The sequence below is a fragment of the Ferrovibrio sp. genome (genome assembly GCF_002796975.1).
In the GTDB taxonomy this organism is placed as follows: Bacteria; Pseudomonadota; Alphaproteobacteria; order Ferrovibrionales; family Ferrovibrionaceae; genus Ferrovibrio.
On record NZ_PEKV01000012.1, the window covers coordinates 161,813 to 177,368 of the forward strand.

The following is a 15,556-nucleotide window of genomic DNA, read 5'->3' on the forward strand; positions in this document are numbered from 1 at the left end:
AGCAGCGGGAGCTATTCGCCCGGCTGGCGTGCTGCAGGTTCGCCGTGTGCATCGGTTGCCGCACCACGCAGCTTGCGGCTGGCCCAGACACCCAGATCATCCAGATAGGTGAAGATCACCGGCGTGACGATCAGCGTCAGCAGGGTGGACGAGATCAGGCCGCCGATCACCGCATGGGCCATGCCGGCGGTCTGCTTGGCGCCTTCGCCGATGGCCATGGCGAGCGGCAGCATGCCGAAGATCATGGCGAGCGTGGTCATCATGATCGGACGCAGGCGGATTTCGCCGGCTTCCAGAATGGCTTCGCTGCGCGACATGCCATCGCGGCGGGCATGATTGACGAAGTCGATCAGCAGGATGGCGTTCTTGGTCACCAGCCCCATCAGCATGATGAAGCCGATCACGGCAAACATGCTGAAGGTGGAACCCCAGGCCCAGAGCCCCACCACAACGCCGAACAGCGACAGCGGCAGTGAGGCCATGATGGCAATCGGCTGCAGGAAGCTGGCGAACTGCGAGGCCAGGATCAGGTAGATCAGGATCACCGCCAGCAGCAGCGCCGCGGCAGCGTAACCAGCGGATTCCTTCATGTCCTTCGATGCGCCGCCGAACCAGAAGCGATAGCCCGGCGGCAGCTTCATCTGCTCCAGCTTCGCCTGGATGGCGCGGCCCACTTCGCCCACGGGACGCCCGTCGGTGGTGGCGGTCAGCAGAACTTCACGGGCGAGGTCGCGACGGTTGATCTGTGTCGAGCCGGTCGAGGGCTGGATGCTCACCACCTGGGCCAGCGCCACCATGCGCGGATTGCCGTCGGCATTCATCTGGCTGGAGGTGATGTAGATACGTTCCAGATCCGGCATGCCGGTACGATCGTCGCGCGGCAGGCGCACGAAGACGTCGTAATCCTCCGAGTCCGGTGCCTTCCAGGTGCCGGCTTCTTCGCCGGCCAGCAGCGGGCGCAGCGTGCTGGCAATCGTCGTCGTGCCGACGCCGAGATCGGCGGCGAGCTGGCGGTCGACTTCCAGCGCCACGGTCGGCTTGTTCGCTTTCAGGCTGGATTCGATATCTACCACGCCGGGCACGGTGCGCATTTGCGCCATGGCCTCCTGCGACAGGCGGTCGAGCTCGGCGATATCCTGGCCCTTGATCGCGATCATGATCGGCTTGTTCAACCCGCCGCCCAGATTGGCCTGGCCGATATTCACATTGTCGATGCCGGCAATATGCGCGATGCGCTGGCGGAAGAAGCCAGCCATCTGCTGCGGCGAATATTTGCGCTGGTCGATCGGCACGAAACGCACATACAGCGTGCCGACATTGCGGCGCCCGAAGCTGCCGGCATTGATCGAGGCGAAGGAATAATCGACTTCGGGGAATTCCTTCAGCGCATCCTGCACCTGGCGGATCTTGGCCTCGGTATAGTCGATGGCCGAACCCGGCGGCGCCGTGATCTCAACCAGGATTTCCGACAGATCCGGCTCCGGCAGGAATTCCGAACCGATCTTGCCCGAGGCCAGAATGCCGATGGTGGCAACGAAGCTGGCCACCGCAATCGTCAGCACCAGCCAGCGCAGGCGCAGACTCCAGGCGAGGATGCGGCGATAGACGCGGCCGAGCCGCTCCATGCCCTTGTCGACCAGGCCGACCATGCGGCCGACGGGGCCGCGCTTGGCATTGGGCAGGCTGTCCGGGTCATGCCAGACGCTGGACAGCATCGGATCGAGCGTGAAGCTGACGAACAGCGAGATCAGCACCGCCACTGTGACGGTGATGCCGAACTGCAGGAAGAAGCGGCCGATGATGCCGTCCATGAAGGCAACCGGCAGGAAGACGGCGACGATGCAGAAGGTGGTGGCCAGCACCGCCAGGCCGATTTCGTTGGTGCCGTCCAGCGCCGCCTGCCGGTGGCTTTTGCCCATCGCGACATGGCGCGTGATGTTCTCGCGCACCACGATGGCGTCGTCGATCAGGATGCCGATCGCCAGCGACAGCGCCATCAGGGTCAGCTTGTTCAGCGTGAAGCCGGCGGCGTTGACTGCCGCGAGCGTGCCGATCACGGCAATCGGCAACGTGAGCCCGGTAATGATGGTGCTGCGCCAGGAATTCAGGAACAGGAAGACGATCAGCACGGTCAGTGCGGCGCCTTCGATCAGGGTGCGCTGCACGCTGTTGACCGAATTCAGGATGGCGCGGCTGTCGTCGCGCATGAACTGGAGCGAAATATCAGACGGCAGGTCGGGCTGCATTTCCTTGATTGCGGCTTTCAAGCCAGTGATCACTTCCAGCGTGTTGGAGCCCTGCACCTTCACGAAGCTGATCGCCAGCTGGCGGTCGCCGTTGAACAGCGCGACGGCTTCCTTTTCCTCGGAACCGTCTTCCACCGTGGCAATATCGCCGACCGTGACCGAGGCGCCGCCGCGGCGTGCCACCACCAGCTCGCCCAGGCGGCGCGGATCGGTGACACGGCCTTCGATCTGCACCACGAACTCGGTCTGCGGCCGGGTCAGCGTGCCGAGCGGAATCTGCTGGTTCTCGGCTTTCAGCACGTGGATCAGCTGATCCATGCCGACGCCGTAGGACTGCATCTTCTCGGGATTGGGCAGCACATTGATGCGGCGCTTCAGGCCGCCGACGATATAGGCCTGCCCGACGCCGCGCACGGTCTGCAATCGCTTGAGCACCACCTGGTCGGCCAAGGTGGTCAGTTCGCGCAGGTCGCGGCGCTCGCTGCGGATGGTGATCGAGGCGACCGGCTGGTTGTCGGGCGAGAAACGCGAAATCTCCGGCATCTTGATTTCGTCGCGGAAGCGCGGCGTCACCAGCGCGATCTTTTCGCGCACATCCTGCGTGGCGGCGACGGCATTCACCGTCAGTTCGAATTCGATGATGACGGTGGAGCGGCCTTCGAGCGAACGCGAGGTCAGCGTGCGCACGCCGCTGATCGTGTTGACGGCATCCTCAATCGGGCGCGTGACTTCGCTTTCCACGCTTTCCGGGGTGGCGCCCGGATAGCTGGTATTGACCAGCACGATGGGGAATTCGACGTCGGGGAACTGCTCGACGCTCAGCTTGAAATAGGCGAACAGCCCCACCACCAGCAGGGAGGCCATCATCATGGTCGCGAAGACCGGATTGTTGACGCTGATGCGGGTCAGCCACATGGCGCGGACTCCCTTTTGCGATCAGCGGCCGGCGATGCGCGCGGCCAGCCCGTCATTCAGGCGCAGGCCCGGCGTTGCCACCACGGTCTCGTTCTCGGCCACCCCCTCGGCGATGCCGATGCGGCCATCGGCACTGCCCTGCAGCGCCACTTTCACCGCGCGACGCTCCAGCTTGCCGTCCTTCAGCACATAGACAACACGCGTACCGTTCTCCTCGCGCAGCGCCTCGCCCGGGATGGCGATCACGCCCGGCGCCTCGACCAGCACGGCCTCGCCGGCGCCGAACATGCCGCCGCGCAGCACATGCTCCGGATTCTGCAGCAGCACATAGACCGGGATCGAACGCGAACCGCTCTGCGCGGTTGGATTGATACGTTCGATGTGAGCGTCGAAACGACGGTCGCCGAAACCTTCGACATGCAGCACGACCTTCTGGCCGGCGCGCAACTGCGGGACGTCGCGCGCGGGCACCAGGGCCTCGACCTCCATCAGGTCGAGATCGGCGATGGAAAACAGCTTGGCATCGATGGCGACGCGTTCGCCCGGATTGACGAATCGTTCAGCCACCAGGCCGTCGAGCGGGGCATAGATGGCGGCGTCGTGCACGCTCTTGCGCGCCACGCTGAGCTGCTGCTCCATGGCGGCGACATTGGCGCGGGCATTGCGCCAGGCATTCTCGGCTTCATCCAGCGCAGTCTGCGATTTTACACCGCGCTGCGTCAGCGTAATCGCCTTCTCGCGATTGATCTCGGCCAGCTTGAGCGCCGAGCGTGCACTTTCGAGGTTGCTCTGCTTTTCGCGCATGCGGGCGCCGACATCGCTGGTGTCGAGGCGCGCCAGTAACTGACCCTTCTTCACGCTTTCGCCGCGACGCACGGAAATCTCGTTCACCACTGCGGCGACTTCGGCACGCAGCAGGCTCTGGTTGAAGGGCTGGATGGTGCCGTTCAGCCGCACCACCTGGCGCAGATCGGCGCGTTTCGCCTGCGCGAGATCGGCAGGCGAAAATTCCAGTCCGCTGAATTTCGTTGTTTCGGCGGTGGCTACCGCCCTGGCGGGCTGGCGGCCCTTCAGGACATAGAGTCCGCCGCCGGCCAGCACGACCAGCACCGCAACCGACAGACCGATCTTCACCGCACGTTTCATCTTGTCCCCCACCGGCGGCTGCAGCCTGCCAGATCGCGCCGTATATATAAGGACGCACGAAACCCGTCCATCCTGCGAGTGTTACCGCTGGGTAACTGTGATTTCCGTCACAGGGCCGGTTACAGGGCCTGCGCGTGCAGTCGTTCGCACCAGTGCTGCAGCCGGTCTTTCAGCACCCGCTCGCGCACATAACTCAGCTCTTCGTCCGCGATCCGCTCCAGTTCCTCGAACTGGAAAGCCTCGGCGCCATGGGCATTCCAGGCTGCCTGCAGGTCGCGACGGGTATGGCCGTTATGGCGCAAACTGAACCAGACCCGGTTCTGGATCTTGGCGAGATCGGGTGCGCGGCCGGCCCAGCGCTGGCCGGTCGGCCGGCAGAGCAGGGCGTAGATCCCGGCCACGGTCTTACGTTCCTTGTAGGCGGCCTGCGCCGCCTTGCGATCCTGGGTTTTCATAATGGGCTCCAAATTTTACCCGGATATATATCTGGCGAACGTTTGACGCAAGAATTTTATCCGGGTAAATATTTGATATGGCCCTCTGCACCGCTTTTACCGGCACCGACCGCCTGGCCCACGGCCCTCTGACCGAAGTGGCTTTGGCGGTGAAGGCCGCGCTCGACCGCGATCCCGCCGCCAGCATCCTGACCTTCGACGACGCCACCGGCCGGGTGATCGATCTCGACCTGCGCGGCAGCGATGCCGACGTGCTGGCGCGCCTTGCCCCGGCAGCGGAGGAGCAGCCCGCGCGCGGCCGCGGCAGGCCGAAGCTCGGCGTGGTGGCGCGCGAAGTCACCCTGCTGCCGCGACACTGGGACTGGCTGAGTGCCCAGCCCGGTGGCGCATCGCATGTCTTGCGTCGTCTGGTCGACGAGGCCCGTCGCCGCGATGGCGGGCAATCTGATCTGAGGACGGCGCAGGAAACCGCTTATCGCTTCATGTCGGCGATGGCGGGCAACCTGCCGGGTTTCGAGGAAGCTACGCGCGCGCTGTTTGCCAATGATGCTGCGCGCTTTGTGCTGCACAGCGCGACCTGGCCGGCAGATATCCGCCATCATGCGCAGAAATTGGCTTGGCCCGGGACATGACCGCGATCTTCACCATCGGCCATTCCAACCAGACGGCGGAGCAGTTTGTCGCATTGCTGCAAAAGCACGGGGTTCGCCTGCTGGCCGATGTGCGCTCGGCGCCGGTCTCGCGCTTTTCGCCGCAATTCAATCGCGCCGCATTGATGCGCAGCCTGCAGGAGGCCGGGATCGACTATCGCTGGTTCGGTCAGGCGCTGGGCGGCAAGCCGCGTGCGGCGGAGCCGGTTTTCAGCGCTGGCATAAGCGAGCTGCTGAAAGCGGCGAACAGCCAATGTACAGCGATCATGTGCGCCGAGCGCGATCCCCGCATGTGCCATCGCACACATCTGGTGACGCCCGCCCTGCTCAAAAATGGCGTAACTGTCACGCATATTCTGGGCGACGGGTCTCTGCTGCCAAATGATGCGCTGCAGCAAGCGCCGCGGCAAACCAATTTGTTCGATTGATCTCCGCTTGACCTGACGGCGACGTATACGCAGACTTTGCCTCCATAAAAATCCAACGGGAGGAACGTCATGCGCTATCGCACCATTGCCAGTATCGGAATTCTAGCCGCCGGCGTCGCGGCATTCGCAGGCGCAGATGCGCAGGCGCAAACCTACAAGCTGATGACCGGTCCGCAGGGTGGCGTCTGGGTACCGCTGGGCGGCACGCTGAAGGCCATGTTCGAGAAGACCCTGCCGGGTTCTTCCGTGCAGACCCTGCCGGGTGCCGGCATCGCCAACGTCAAGGGCGTCGAGGAAGGCAAGGCCGATTTCGGCTTCGGCAACTCGACTTCGACGGTGGATGCGATTGAAGGCCGCAAGCCCTTCGAGAAGAAGGCAACCAACGTCTGCCAGATCGCCAATCTCTATCCGCAGTATTTCCAGATCGTCAGCCTGGCCGATGCCAAGGTCGGCAAAGTCGCCGATATGAAGGGCAAGACGATCGCCGTGCAGACCCGCGGCAATACCGCCGAAGCAATCTCCGCCGACATCCTGAAGGCCAACAGCCTGTCATATAACGACATGGGCAAGGTCAACTTCATGGCCTCCTACAACGATGCTGCCGCCCTGCTGCAGGACGGCCACGCTCAGATCTTCACGCTGGGTACCACCATTCCGGCCTCGTCGGTGATGGATCTGGCCTCGTCGCGCGGCATCACGATGGTACCGGTATCGGATGCCGAAGTGGCGGCGATGAAAAAGATCAATGCCGGCTATGTGAAGGGCACCATTCCGGCCGGCACCTATCCGAAGCAGGACAAGGATGTGCCGGCGATTGCCTATTCGGCGCATTTCATCGCCTCCTGCAAGCTGCCGGCGGACAAGGTCTACGCTGTGACCAAGGCGATGGCGGGCCATATTGCCGATATGGCGGCGATCAACAAGGCGATGGCGAAGATGACGCCGAAGGACATGGCTGAGGATATCGGCGTGCCCTTCCATCCGGGTGCCGCGAAATACTATCGCGAAGTCGGCGCCCTGAAGTGAGCGTCAGCGTAGTTTACTGAGGCGACTAACCGGCGTCGTCTGCCGCAAGAAGCGGACGACGCCGGTATTTTTTCAGTACGGGGGAGAGTGACATGGAAGGCAAGACCCTGATCGGGCGGATCGTGATGCCCATCGGCGTCGCTATGGCGGTGTTCCACATGTGGGTCATCGCCATGGGGCCGCCGGAAGCGATGATCTTCCGTGGCACGCATCTGGCCTTCGCGCTGGCGCTGGTCTACCTGCTCTATCCCTTTGTCGAGAGTAAGGATGGCCGGCGGCGCCTGGTCTGGCTCGATGCCGTTCTGTTTGCCGCTGCCGCGTTCGGCCTTTCCTATATGTTTGTGAACTACGACTACTTCATCAACCGCATCATCTATATCGACGATCTCAGGCCATTGGACATCGTGGCCAGCCTCAGCCTCATCTTCGTGGTGCTGGATGCAACGCGCCGGGTGATCGGCTGGGCATTGCCGATCACAGCGCTGCTGTTCATGGGGTGGGCGCTATTCATTACCAAGGTCGACCCTCTGACGCTGCTGGACCAGCTTTACATGACGACTGAAGGCATTTTCGGCTCGACGCTGGGTGTCTCGGCAGCCTATGTGACCATCTTTGTGGTGTTCGGCAGCGTGATGGAGCGCACCGGCACCGGCAAGCTGTTCATGGATTTCGCGCTGGCCCTGACCGGCCGGCAGGCCGGTGGGCCGGGCAAGGTTTCGGTCGTGTCGTCGTCGCTGTTCGGCACCATTTCGGGTTCGGCCGTCGCCAACGTGATGGTTGACGGGCCGATCACGATTCCGCTGATGAAGCGGACCGGCTTCACCAAGCATTTTGCGGCCGGCGTCGAAGCTGTCGCCTCGACCGGCGGGCAGATCATGCCGCCGATCATGGGGGCTGCTGCCTTCGTGATGGCCGAGTTCCTGGCGGTACCCTACCTGCAGGTCGTCGCCTGGGCGCTGATCCCCAGCATTCTGTATTACGTCGCCTGCTTCGGCGCGGTGCATTTCGAGGCCAAGCGCATGGGGCTGGTCGGCCTGCCATCGCATGAGGTGCCGCGCCTGCTCATCGTGCTGAAGGAGCGCGGCCATCTGTTCATTCCGGTCGCCATCATCCTGGGTGGCATGACGATGGGATATTCCGCGCCCTATTGCGCGCTGGCTGGCACACTGGCCTGTTTTCCGGTGGCGCTGCTGCGCGCCAGCACGCGCGAAGGCCTGCATTGGGGACTGATCCCCGAAGCGCTGGAAGACGGTGCGCGCAACACGCTGGCGGTGGCTTTGGCCTGCGCCTGCGCCGGTCTGGTGATCGGTTCGATCACGCTGACCGGCCTTGGCATTACCTTTACCAACTGGATCATCGGTCTGTCGCAGAGCAGTCTCATTCTGGCGCTGGTGCTGACCGCAGTGGCCGGCATCATCCTCGGCATGGGCATGCCGACCACGCCGGCCTATATCGTGATGGTGTCGCTGATGGTGCCGGCGATCATGAAGCTGGGCGTGATCGAACCCGCCGCGCATATGTTCGCCTTCTATTTCGCCATTCTCTCGGCGATCACGCCGCCGGTGGCGCTGGCGGTCTATGCCGCGGCAAGTCTGGCCAAGGCTGATCTATGGAAATCGGGTGTGGCGGCGGTGAAGATCGGCGCCGCCGGCTTCATCGTGCCCTTCATGTTCGTGTTCCAGCCTGCACTGCTGATGATCGGCGACTGGATTGAAATCGTCCATGCCTCCGTGTCGGCTTGCGTGGGTATCGGCATGCTGGCCGCGGGCCTGCATGGCTTCCTGCGCTTCCATCTGCGCAGCTACGAACGCGCTATGCTGATCGCTGGCGCGCTGGCGATGACACTGGTGCCGGGCTGGATCGGCGACGCTGTCGGCATCCTGCTGCTGGTGGTGGTGCTGGTCGGGCAGAAATTTATGCCGAACCAGGCGGTTCAGACCACGTCGTAGGCCAGCTTCACCACACCACGGGTCAGCGTCTCGCTCTCACGCAGGGCGAGACGCACTTCCTGGGCCTTGGGCAGCAGCGGCATGCCCTGGCCGAGCAGGATGGGAACCACGTAAAGCTCGAAACGGTCGACGGCGCCGGCTGACAGGAAGCCGGTCCAGAGCCGCGCACCGCCAAACAGCCAGACATCGCCGCTCTGAGTCGTCCGGCGCAACTCCTGCGCCAGCGCCGCGAAATCAGCCGTATGGGTGCGTACGCCGGCGGGCAGGCCGGACAGCGCCTGCGACGTCACCACCGTGCAGGGCTTGCCGGCATAGTGCCAGTCCGGGCCGAAGGCGCGTGCCTGCTCGTAACTGGCGCGGCCCATCACGATATGGCCGAGGCCGGCATAGAAATCGTTGTAACCGAATTCGACCGGATTGTAGTCGTGCAGCCACTCGACGCTGCCGTCGGCGCGCGCGATGTAGCCATCGGCGCTGACCGCCATATACGCACGGAACAGAGGTCTGGCCATGTTACGGCCAGACCACCTTGCCGGGATTGAGGATGTTGTCGGGGTCGAAAGCGCGCTTGATCTTGCGCATCATCTCGATCTCCACCGGCGACTTGTAATGCACGATCTCGTCGATCTTCATGCGGCCGACGCCGTGTTCGGCCGAGATCGAACCCTGCATGTCATGGGTGATGTCATGCACGATCTGGTGTACGGCATCCCAGTGTTTGAGGAATTCGAGGCGATCCCAGCCGACCGGCTGCGAGCAGTTAAAATGCACATTTCCGTCGCCGATATGGCCGAAGGCCACGACCCGGATGCCGGGCAGGTACTCCTCCACGGCTTTCGAAGCCTTCTCGATGAAATCCGGCATTTTCGATACCGGCACCGAGATATCGCATTTGATCGAGCCACCCTCGGGCTTCTGCGAACTGGACAGCAGTTCGCGGATTTTCCAGAACGCCGCGCGCTGGGTGTCGGACTGCGCGATGGCGGCATCCTGCACCAGGCCCTTTTCAAAACCCTCGGCGAGCAGTGCTTCCATCGTCTCGCCGATATTGCCGTCGTCGCGGCCCGAGGAAAATTCCATCAGCACATACCAGGGATGCGGCTCGGCGACCGGATCAAGGGTGCCGGGATTGTGCTTGAGCGCGAAGTCGAGCGAGCGCCGCGAGATGATTTCAAAGCCGGTGACCTGGCCGCCGGTCGCGGCTTTGGCCATGGCCAGCAGCTCGATGGCGGCTGAGGGGTTCGGGATCGCCGTAAATGCCGTCGCCATCGCGCGCGGCATCGGATGCAGTTTCATCACGGCGGCGGTGATAATCCCCAGCGTGCCTTCGCCGCCGATGAACAGGTCTTTCAGATCGTAGCCGGTATTGTCCTTGCGCAAACCGCGCAACCCGTTCCAGACCTGGCCATCGGGCAGTACCACTTCCAGGCCCAGCGCCAGTTCGCGGGTATTGCCGTAGCGCAGCACGGCATTGCCGCCGGCATTGGTGGAGAGATTGCCGCCGATGGTGCAACTGCCCTCCGAACCGATGGAGAGCGGGAACAGCCGGTCGGCCTCGCGGGCGGCCTGCTGCACCTGCTGCAGGATGCAGCCGGCTTCCACGGTGATGGTGTCGTTCAGCGGATCGAGCTCGCGGATCCGGTTCATGCGCTGCAGCGACAGGATGATCTCGTCGTTGCTCATGAAGGGGATGTTGCCGCCGACCAATCCGGTATTGCCGCCCTGCGGCACCAGCTTAGTCTTTGTTTCGCGTGCCAGCTTGATGATGGCGACCACTTCCTCGGTATTGGCCGGGCGCAGCAGCATCGGCGAGGCGCCCACGTAAAGGTCGCGCTGTTCGCGCAGATGCGGCGCCAGGACGTCGGGATCGGTGACCCAGCCTTTGGGACCGACCAGATCCTTGAAACGGTCGAGCAGGGTGGCGGAGAGGGGTGAGGCGAGCGGTGCGTTCATGGCGGTGATTGTAGCTCTCCGGCGGCTAACGTCCACGCCTAGCGACCTCTGGCGGCGCGGGTCAGACGGTCGTTGATCGCAGCACCGAGGCCCTGCTGTGGAATCGGCATGACGGCGATGCCGTCGAGTCCGGGGATCTGATCGAGCGCATGCAGGCCTGCGTAAAGCCGCGCAGCAGCCTCGGCCAGGTCGCCGCTTTCGCTCAAGGGATAGACCGTGGCGAAACCGGACAGCGGCCTGCCGAAGCTGAGCAGACCTTCCCGGCCCAGGTTTGGATTTTCATGGGCTCCGGCGGCATCCAGCCGCACCGGCAGGCGCGGGGCGTAATGCTTCAGCAGCATGCCGGGCGACTGGAGTCTGCTGTCCGTGGGCTGCACCAGTGTTTCACCGAGCACGGCCTCGATGGCTTCAGCGGCGATGCCGCCCGGCCGCAGCAATGTCGGCCTGTCGCCGGTCAGCCCGATCACGGTGGATTCCAGCCCCACTTTGCAGGCCCCGCCATCTAGTACCGCGATTTCCGGTCCGAGGCTGTCGCGCACATGCTGCGCCGTGCTGGACGAAACATGGCCGGATCGATTGGCCGAGGGTGCCGCCACCGGACGGCCGACGCGGGCCAGCAATTCGCGGGCAAGCGGATGTGCCGGCATGCGCAGCGCCAGCGAGGGCAGTCCGGCCGACACCGCCGGCGCCACCGGGCAGTCGTCGCGGCGCGGCAGCACCAGGGTCAGCGCGCCTGGCCAGAAGGCCTCGGCGAGCCGGCGTGCAGGCGCATCCACGATGACCAGCGCATCGAGCTGGGCGAAATCGGCGACATGGCTGATCAGCGGGTTGAAATCCGGCCTACCCTTGGCGGCGAAAATCTTTGCCACCGCCGACGCATTGGTGGCATCGGCGGCCAGGCCATAGACCGTCTCGGTCGGGATGGCCACCACCTCGCCGCGCAGCAGGCGCTCGACCGCTTCTGAAATCGTTACGTCAACCATAGCGATCCGAGTCTTAACCCGCAGGCCTTGGCCTTGCTAGGCATCCCGGACCATAATATCCCTGCGCCCCAAGAAGTGTTTCTGGGAGCTTTTGGTCAGGGAGACCGAGATGGAATACGTCGCCCCCGTCAAGGATATGCGTTTCACGCTGGAGCATGTTGCCGGCCTGGCCGATCTGGCCCAGCTGCCCGGCCTGGAGACTGCCGAAGCGGAAACCGTGGCCGCCGTTCTGGAAGAGGCGGCCAGGTTCGCCGCCGGCGTGCTCTCGCCTCTCAACCGTGGCGGCGACCAGCATGGCGCCAAGGCCGAAAACGGCGTGGTGCGCACCGCCCCGGGCTTTGCCGATGCCTACAAGAAATTCGTCGCGGGCGGCTGGAACGGCATGCCTTTCCCCGAACACCTCGGTGGCGGCGCGATGCCCTGGGCGGTCACCATGGCGGCGCAGGAAATGGTGCAGTCGGCCAATCTGTCGTTTTCGCTCTGCCCGCTGCTGACCCAGGGCGCCATCGACGCGATCATCGCGCATGGCACCGACGAACAGCGCGCCACCTACCTGCCCAAGATGGTGTCGGGCGAATGGACCGGCTCGATGAATCTGACCGAACCGCAGGCAGGTTCCGACGTCGGCGCACTGAAGTCGAAAGCCGTGCCGGTGGGCGACGGCACCTACAGGATCAGCGGCAGCAAGATCTTCATCACCTATGGCGAACACGACATGGCGGATAACATCATCCACCTCGTACTCGCCCGCCTGCCCGATGCGCCGCCCGGCACCAAGGGTATCTCGCTGTTCATCGTGCCGAAGGTGTTGGTCAACAAGGACGGCAGCCTGGGTAAGCGCAACGATCTGCGTGTGGTGTCGCTGGAGCACAAGCTGGGCATCCATGCCAGTCCGACCTGCGTGATGAGCTATGGCGACAACGGCGACTGCGTCGGCTATCTGCTCGGCGCAGAAAACCAGGGCATGCGCTGTATGTTCACCATGATGAACAATGCGCGGCTGTCGGTCGGCTGCCAGGGTTTGGCGATTGCCGAACGCGCTTACCAGCAGGCGCTGGATTACGCCGAGCAGCGCAAGCAGGGCCGCCATCCCGGCATGAATGCCGAACAGCATGTCTCGATCATCGAACATGCCGACGTGCGCCGTACCCTGATGCTGATGCGCAGCCTGACCGAAGCTTGCCGCGGTCTGATCTATCTGAATGCCGCCGCCATCGACCGCGCGCATCATCTGCCGGACGAAGCAGCGCGCAAGGAGGCTAAGGCGCTGGTGGAACTGCTGACGCCGCTGTCGAAATCCTGGTCCACCGACATCGGCTGCGAAGTGGCTTCGATGGGTGTGCAGATCCATGGCGGCATGGGCTTCATCGAGGAAACCGGTGCGGCCCAGCATTACCGCGATGCGCGCATCCTGCCGATCTATGAAGGCACCAACGGTATCCAGGCCATTGATCTGGTCACCCGCAAGCTGCCGCAGAATGGCGGCGAGACGGTGAAGGCACTGTTCGCGCAGATCGCGGGTATCGTGGCCGAGACCGCGAAAGCGGGTGAGGGATTTGCCACCATCCATGCGAATCTGGATGCGGCGCTGAAGTCGCTGGCCAAGGCCAGCCAGTGGATTGGCGGGCAGCTTGCCAAAAATCCCGAGGTCGCGCTGGCTGGCGCCACACCCTATCTGAGGGCTTTCGCCACCACGGTGGGCGGCTGGTTGCTGGCCAAGCAGGCGCTCGCCGCGAAGGCGGAAATCGCCAAGGGTGGCACCGATCCGTATTTCACGGCGAAAATCGTATCGGCACGGCTGTTTGCCGATCAGGTTCTGACCAGTGTGGATGGCCTGTGCCGTTCTGCCACCGAAGGCAGCGCCAGCCTGGCCGATGTGACGCCGGAACTGCTGCGCGCGTGAATGGAAAAATGGGATGCCCGGCCAAGAGACTCCTCCTGGGTCCCGGACATGACAAATACTCAAGATTCCTCGTCATCCGCGGGCTTGACCCGCGGATCCCATTTTTTGACTTCCGTAACGTCAGCGCTGGACTTGGCTTGTCTGAGGCCTAGCTAAGCGTCAGACTGTGACGCAATCAGCCCCAGAAATCATAATCAGGACCAGCAATCGTGTCCGATGCCTCTGCATCTGAAAGTAAAGCCGTTCCCGGCATCGACGGCACCGCCGTCTCCGATCAGGGCAGCCTGACTTATCCGTTTGACGGCCGTCCCGGCGACGGCGAAGTGATGGAGATGCGGCCCGGTGTGCTATGGCTGCGCATGCCGGTGCCCATTCCGGGCCTGGACTACATCAATCTCTGGCTCATCGAGGAAGACGATGGCTGGATGCTGATCGATACCGGCTTCAAATCGTCGAAGCTGCAGAAGATCTGGGACGAAGTGGTCGAGCACCACCTCAAGGGCAAGCCGATCACCCGCATCCTGTGCACGCATTTCCATCCCGATCATCTCGGCCTCGCCGGCTGGCTGCAGCAGAAATTCGATGCGCCGCTGTGGATGACGCTGGGCGAATGGACCTTCGGCCGCATGCTGGCGCTGGAGGAACAGCCCGACGTGCCGCAGGAGGTCATCGCCTTCTACGAGCGGCTCGGTTTCAGCGAAGAGCAGATCGCCGCCATCAAGGCGCGCGGCTACGGCAATTTCTCAAAAGCCGTGACGCCGATCCCGCGGCATTTCCATCGCATCAGCGAAGGCGATGTGATCCGCATCGGCGGGCATGACTGGCGCATCATCGTCGGCTGCGGCCATTCGCCCGAACATGCCTGCCTGTTCAGCGCCGAGCTCAACCTGCTGATCTCGGGCGACCAGGTGCTGCCGCGTATCTCGCCGCATATCGGCGTCTATCCGGGCGAGCCGGAAGCCAGGCCGCTGACGCAGTATCTCGACTCCTTTGCCAAATTCGCCGATCTGCCGGGCGATGTGCTGGTGCTGCCGGCACATGGCGATCCTTTCGTCGGCCTGCATGTGCGCATCGGTATGCTGCAGCGTCATCACGAAACCCGACTGGATGCGCTGGTGGCCGCACTTCGGCAGCGACCCCATACGGTGATCGAAACGCTGCCGCTGCTGTTCCGCCGCGACATCAAGGATCATATGACGCTGGCCGCCGGCGAGGCGCTGGCACACCTGCATCATCTGATGCATCAGGGCCGCATCGTGCGCCGCCGCAGCCCGGCTGGCGTGTTCGAGTTCAGCCATAGTGACACTGAGGCCCAGGCAGCGCAGTAACGGGCGGCGCAGTGCGCACGCCTTACAAATACCGCATTCCCTCCGCAGGTTGATCCTGGTCGTAGTGCATTGCGCCGGACCGGCCGTTCCTCAGACGACGGGATATTCCATGAAATCCGTTTTTGTCCTGGCCGTTTTCGGGCTGGGCCTCGCCGTATTGTTCATGCCGTCCAGCGGTTCCGCACAAGCCTGCAAGCAGACGCTGGACATGACTCCGAATGGCGGCCCGAAGGTCGTGCAGTGCCACGAAGTCACCGACATGCCGCAGAGTACGATCACCGCCATGTGTCGCCCGGCCGGCGCCCAGGTCCGCACCGTGCCGGAACGGCTGGAGAAGTGCCCTGCCGCCTATGTCGGCCTCTGCATCACGCCGCTGCGCACTATCCAGGCCAATCTGCGTCGCATGCAGGGCTTGCCGGATGCACCGGATCCGAATGTGCCGGAAACGGCACTGATCAAGGCGTATTTCTACGAAGGCATGCCGGCCAATGCGTCCGAGGCCTGTGCGCGCGGTGGCGGCAAATGGACGACTGCGAAGGCACCAGCGAAAAAGCGCTAAGCCCCTTGGTCCCTC

At 63.6% G+C, this 15,556-nt stretch carries 13 protein-coding genes; 7 read left to right on the forward strand and 6 right to left on the reverse strand.

All coding sequences use genetic code 11. The features are described 5' to 3' along the window. Window positions 1-11: 11 nt before the first annotated feature. From CTR53_RS14140 to CTR53_RS14150, 3 genes are all read right to left on the reverse strand, one after another. On the reverse strand, window positions 12-3,161 hold the full coding sequence (locus tag CTR53_RS14140; RefSeq protein ID WP_290814549.1) for an efflux RND transporter permease subunit: 3,150 nt from the start codon (window positions 3,159-3,161) through the stop codon (window positions 12-14). Window positions 3,162-3,182: 21 nt separating this feature from the next. Next, window positions 3,183-4,307, reverse strand: coding sequence for an efflux RND transporter periplasmic adaptor subunit (locus tag CTR53_RS14145; protein WP_290814551.1), 1,125 nt, complete (start codon window positions 4,305-4,307; stop codon window positions 3,183-3,185). A gap of 119 nt (window positions 4,308-4,426) precedes the next feature. Further along, a complete protein-coding gene (locus CTR53_RS14150; RefSeq protein WP_290814553.1) occupies window positions 4,427-4,762 on the reverse strand; it encodes a GIY-YIG nuclease family protein in 336 nt (111 codons plus the stop codon). Between the two features lie 77 nt (window positions 4,763-4,839). Between CTR53_RS14150 and CTR53_RS14155 the strand changes: the two genes are divergently transcribed. From CTR53_RS14155 to CTR53_RS14170, 4 genes are all read left to right on the forward strand, one after another. Beyond that, the gene (locus CTR53_RS14155; protein WP_290814555.1) at window positions 4,840-5,394 is read left to right on the forward strand and encodes a DUF2239 family protein; all 555 of its coding nucleotides are present in this window, start codon (window positions 4,840-4,842) and stop codon (window positions 5,392-5,394) included. After that, window positions 5,391-5,840, forward strand: a complete 450-nt coding sequence (locus CTR53_RS14160) for a DUF488 family protein (RefSeq protein ID WP_290814557.1) — start codon at window positions 5,391-5,393, stop codon at window positions 5,838-5,840. Before CTR53_RS14155 ends, CTR53_RS14160 begins: the two co-directional genes overlap by 4 nt. A gap of 69 nt (window positions 5,841-5,909) precedes the next feature. Further along, window positions 5,910-6,866 (forward strand): TAXI family TRAP transporter solute-binding subunit, encoded by a 957-nt coding sequence (locus CTR53_RS14165; protein ID WP_290814559.1) that lies wholly within the window; start codon window positions 5,910-5,912, stop codon window positions 6,864-6,866. A gap of 92 nt (window positions 6,867-6,958) precedes the next feature. Then, window positions 6,959-8,815, forward strand: coding sequence for a TRAP transporter permease (locus CTR53_RS14170; protein WP_290814561.1), 1,857 nt, complete (start codon window positions 6,959-6,961; stop codon window positions 8,813-8,815). Here CTR53_RS14170 and CTR53_RS14175 read toward each other — a convergent pair. The 3 genes from CTR53_RS14175 to CTR53_RS14185 are packed head-to-tail and all read right to left on the reverse strand — an operon-like array spanning window position 8,800 to window position 11,751. Then, on the reverse strand, window positions 8,800-9,327 hold the full coding sequence (locus CTR53_RS14175) for a dihydrofolate reductase family protein (protein WP_290814564.1): 528 nt from the start codon (window positions 9,325-9,327) through the stop codon (window positions 8,800-8,802). The genes CTR53_RS14170 and CTR53_RS14175 overlap by 16 nt on opposite strands. Window position 9,328: 1 nt before the next feature. Continuing rightward, on the reverse strand, window positions 9,329-10,768 hold the full coding sequence (locus CTR53_RS14180) for an FAD-binding oxidoreductase (protein WP_290814567.1): 1,440 nt from the start codon (window positions 10,766-10,768) through the stop codon (window positions 9,329-9,331). Between the two features lie 38 nt (window positions 10,769-10,806). Next, complete coding sequence (locus CTR53_RS14185; RefSeq protein ID WP_290814570.1) at window positions 10,807-11,751, reverse strand: L-threonylcarbamoyladenylate synthase; 945 nt, start codon at window positions 11,749-11,751, stop codon at window positions 10,807-10,809. Window positions 11,752-11,860: 109 nt separating this feature from the next. Here CTR53_RS14185 and CTR53_RS14190 point away from each other — a divergent pair, with 109 nt between their 5' ends. The 3 genes from CTR53_RS14190 to CTR53_RS14200 all read left to right on the forward strand — a co-directional run bounded on the left by CTR53_RS14190 (window position 11,861) and on the right by CTR53_RS14200 (window position 15,541). Continuing rightward, window positions 11,861-13,654, forward strand: coding sequence for an acyl-CoA dehydrogenase (locus CTR53_RS14190; protein WP_290814573.1), 1,794 nt, complete (start codon window positions 11,861-11,863; stop codon window positions 13,652-13,654). A gap of 209 nt (window positions 13,655-13,863) precedes the next feature. Continuing rightward, complete coding sequence (locus CTR53_RS14195; protein WP_290814576.1) at window positions 13,864-14,982, forward strand: MBL fold metallo-hydrolase; 1,119 nt, start codon at window positions 13,864-13,866, stop codon at window positions 14,980-14,982. Window positions 14,983-15,091: 109 nt separating this feature from the next. Further along, on the forward strand, window positions 15,092-15,541 hold the full coding sequence (locus tag CTR53_RS14200) for a hypothetical protein (protein ID WP_290814579.1): 450 nt from the start codon (window positions 15,092-15,094) through the stop codon (window positions 15,539-15,541). The last annotated feature ends 15 nt before the right edge of the window (window positions 15,542-15,556 follow it).

What these genes read in the sequence shown, in the direction of transcription:
- CTR53_RS14140 (WP_290814549.1), bottom strand. Translation starts at nt 3,161, where the DNA reads ATGTGGCTGACCCGCATCAGCGTCAACAATCCGGTCTTCGCGACCATG.
- CTR53_RS14145 (WP_290814551.1), bottom strand. Translation starts at nt 4,307, where the DNA reads ATGAAACGTGCGGTGAAGATCGGTCTGTCGGTTGCGGTGCTGGTCGTG.
- CTR53_RS14150 (WP_290814553.1), bottom strand. Translation starts at nt 4,762, where the DNA reads ATGAAAACCCAGGATCGCAAGGCGGCGCAGGCCGCCTACAAGGAACGT.
- CTR53_RS14155 (WP_290814555.1), top strand. Translation starts at nt 4,840, where the DNA reads ATGGCCCTCTGCACCGCTTTTACCGGCACCGACCGCCTGGCCCACGGC.
- CTR53_RS14160 (WP_290814557.1), top strand. Translation starts at nt 5,391, where the DNA reads ATGACCGCGATCTTCACCATCGGCCATTCCAACCAGACGGCGGAGCAG.
- CTR53_RS14165 (WP_290814559.1), top strand. Translation starts at nt 5,910, where the DNA reads ATGCGCTATCGCACCATTGCCAGTATCGGAATTCTAGCCGCCGGCGTC.
- CTR53_RS14170 (WP_290814561.1), top strand. Translation starts at nt 6,959, where the DNA reads ATGGAAGGCAAGACCCTGATCGGGCGGATCGTGATGCCCATCGGCGTC.
- CTR53_RS14175 (WP_290814564.1), bottom strand. Translation starts at nt 9,327, where the DNA reads ATGGCCAGACCTCTGTTCCGTGCGTATATGGCGGTCAGCGCCGATGGC.
- CTR53_RS14180 (WP_290814567.1), bottom strand. Translation starts at nt 10,768, where the DNA reads ATGAACGCACCGCTCGCCTCACCCCTCTCCGCCACCCTGCTCGACCGT.
- CTR53_RS14185 (WP_290814570.1), bottom strand. Translation starts at nt 11,751, where the DNA reads ATGGTTGACGTAACGATTTCAGAAGCGGTCGAGCGCCTGCTGCGCGGC.
- CTR53_RS14190 (WP_290814573.1), top strand. Translation starts at nt 11,861, where the DNA reads ATGGAATACGTCGCCCCCGTCAAGGATATGCGTTTCACGCTGGAGCAT.
- CTR53_RS14200 (WP_290814579.1), top strand. Translation starts at nt 15,092, where the DNA reads ATGAAATCCGTTTTTGTCCTGGCCGTTTTCGGGCTGGGCCTCGCCGTA.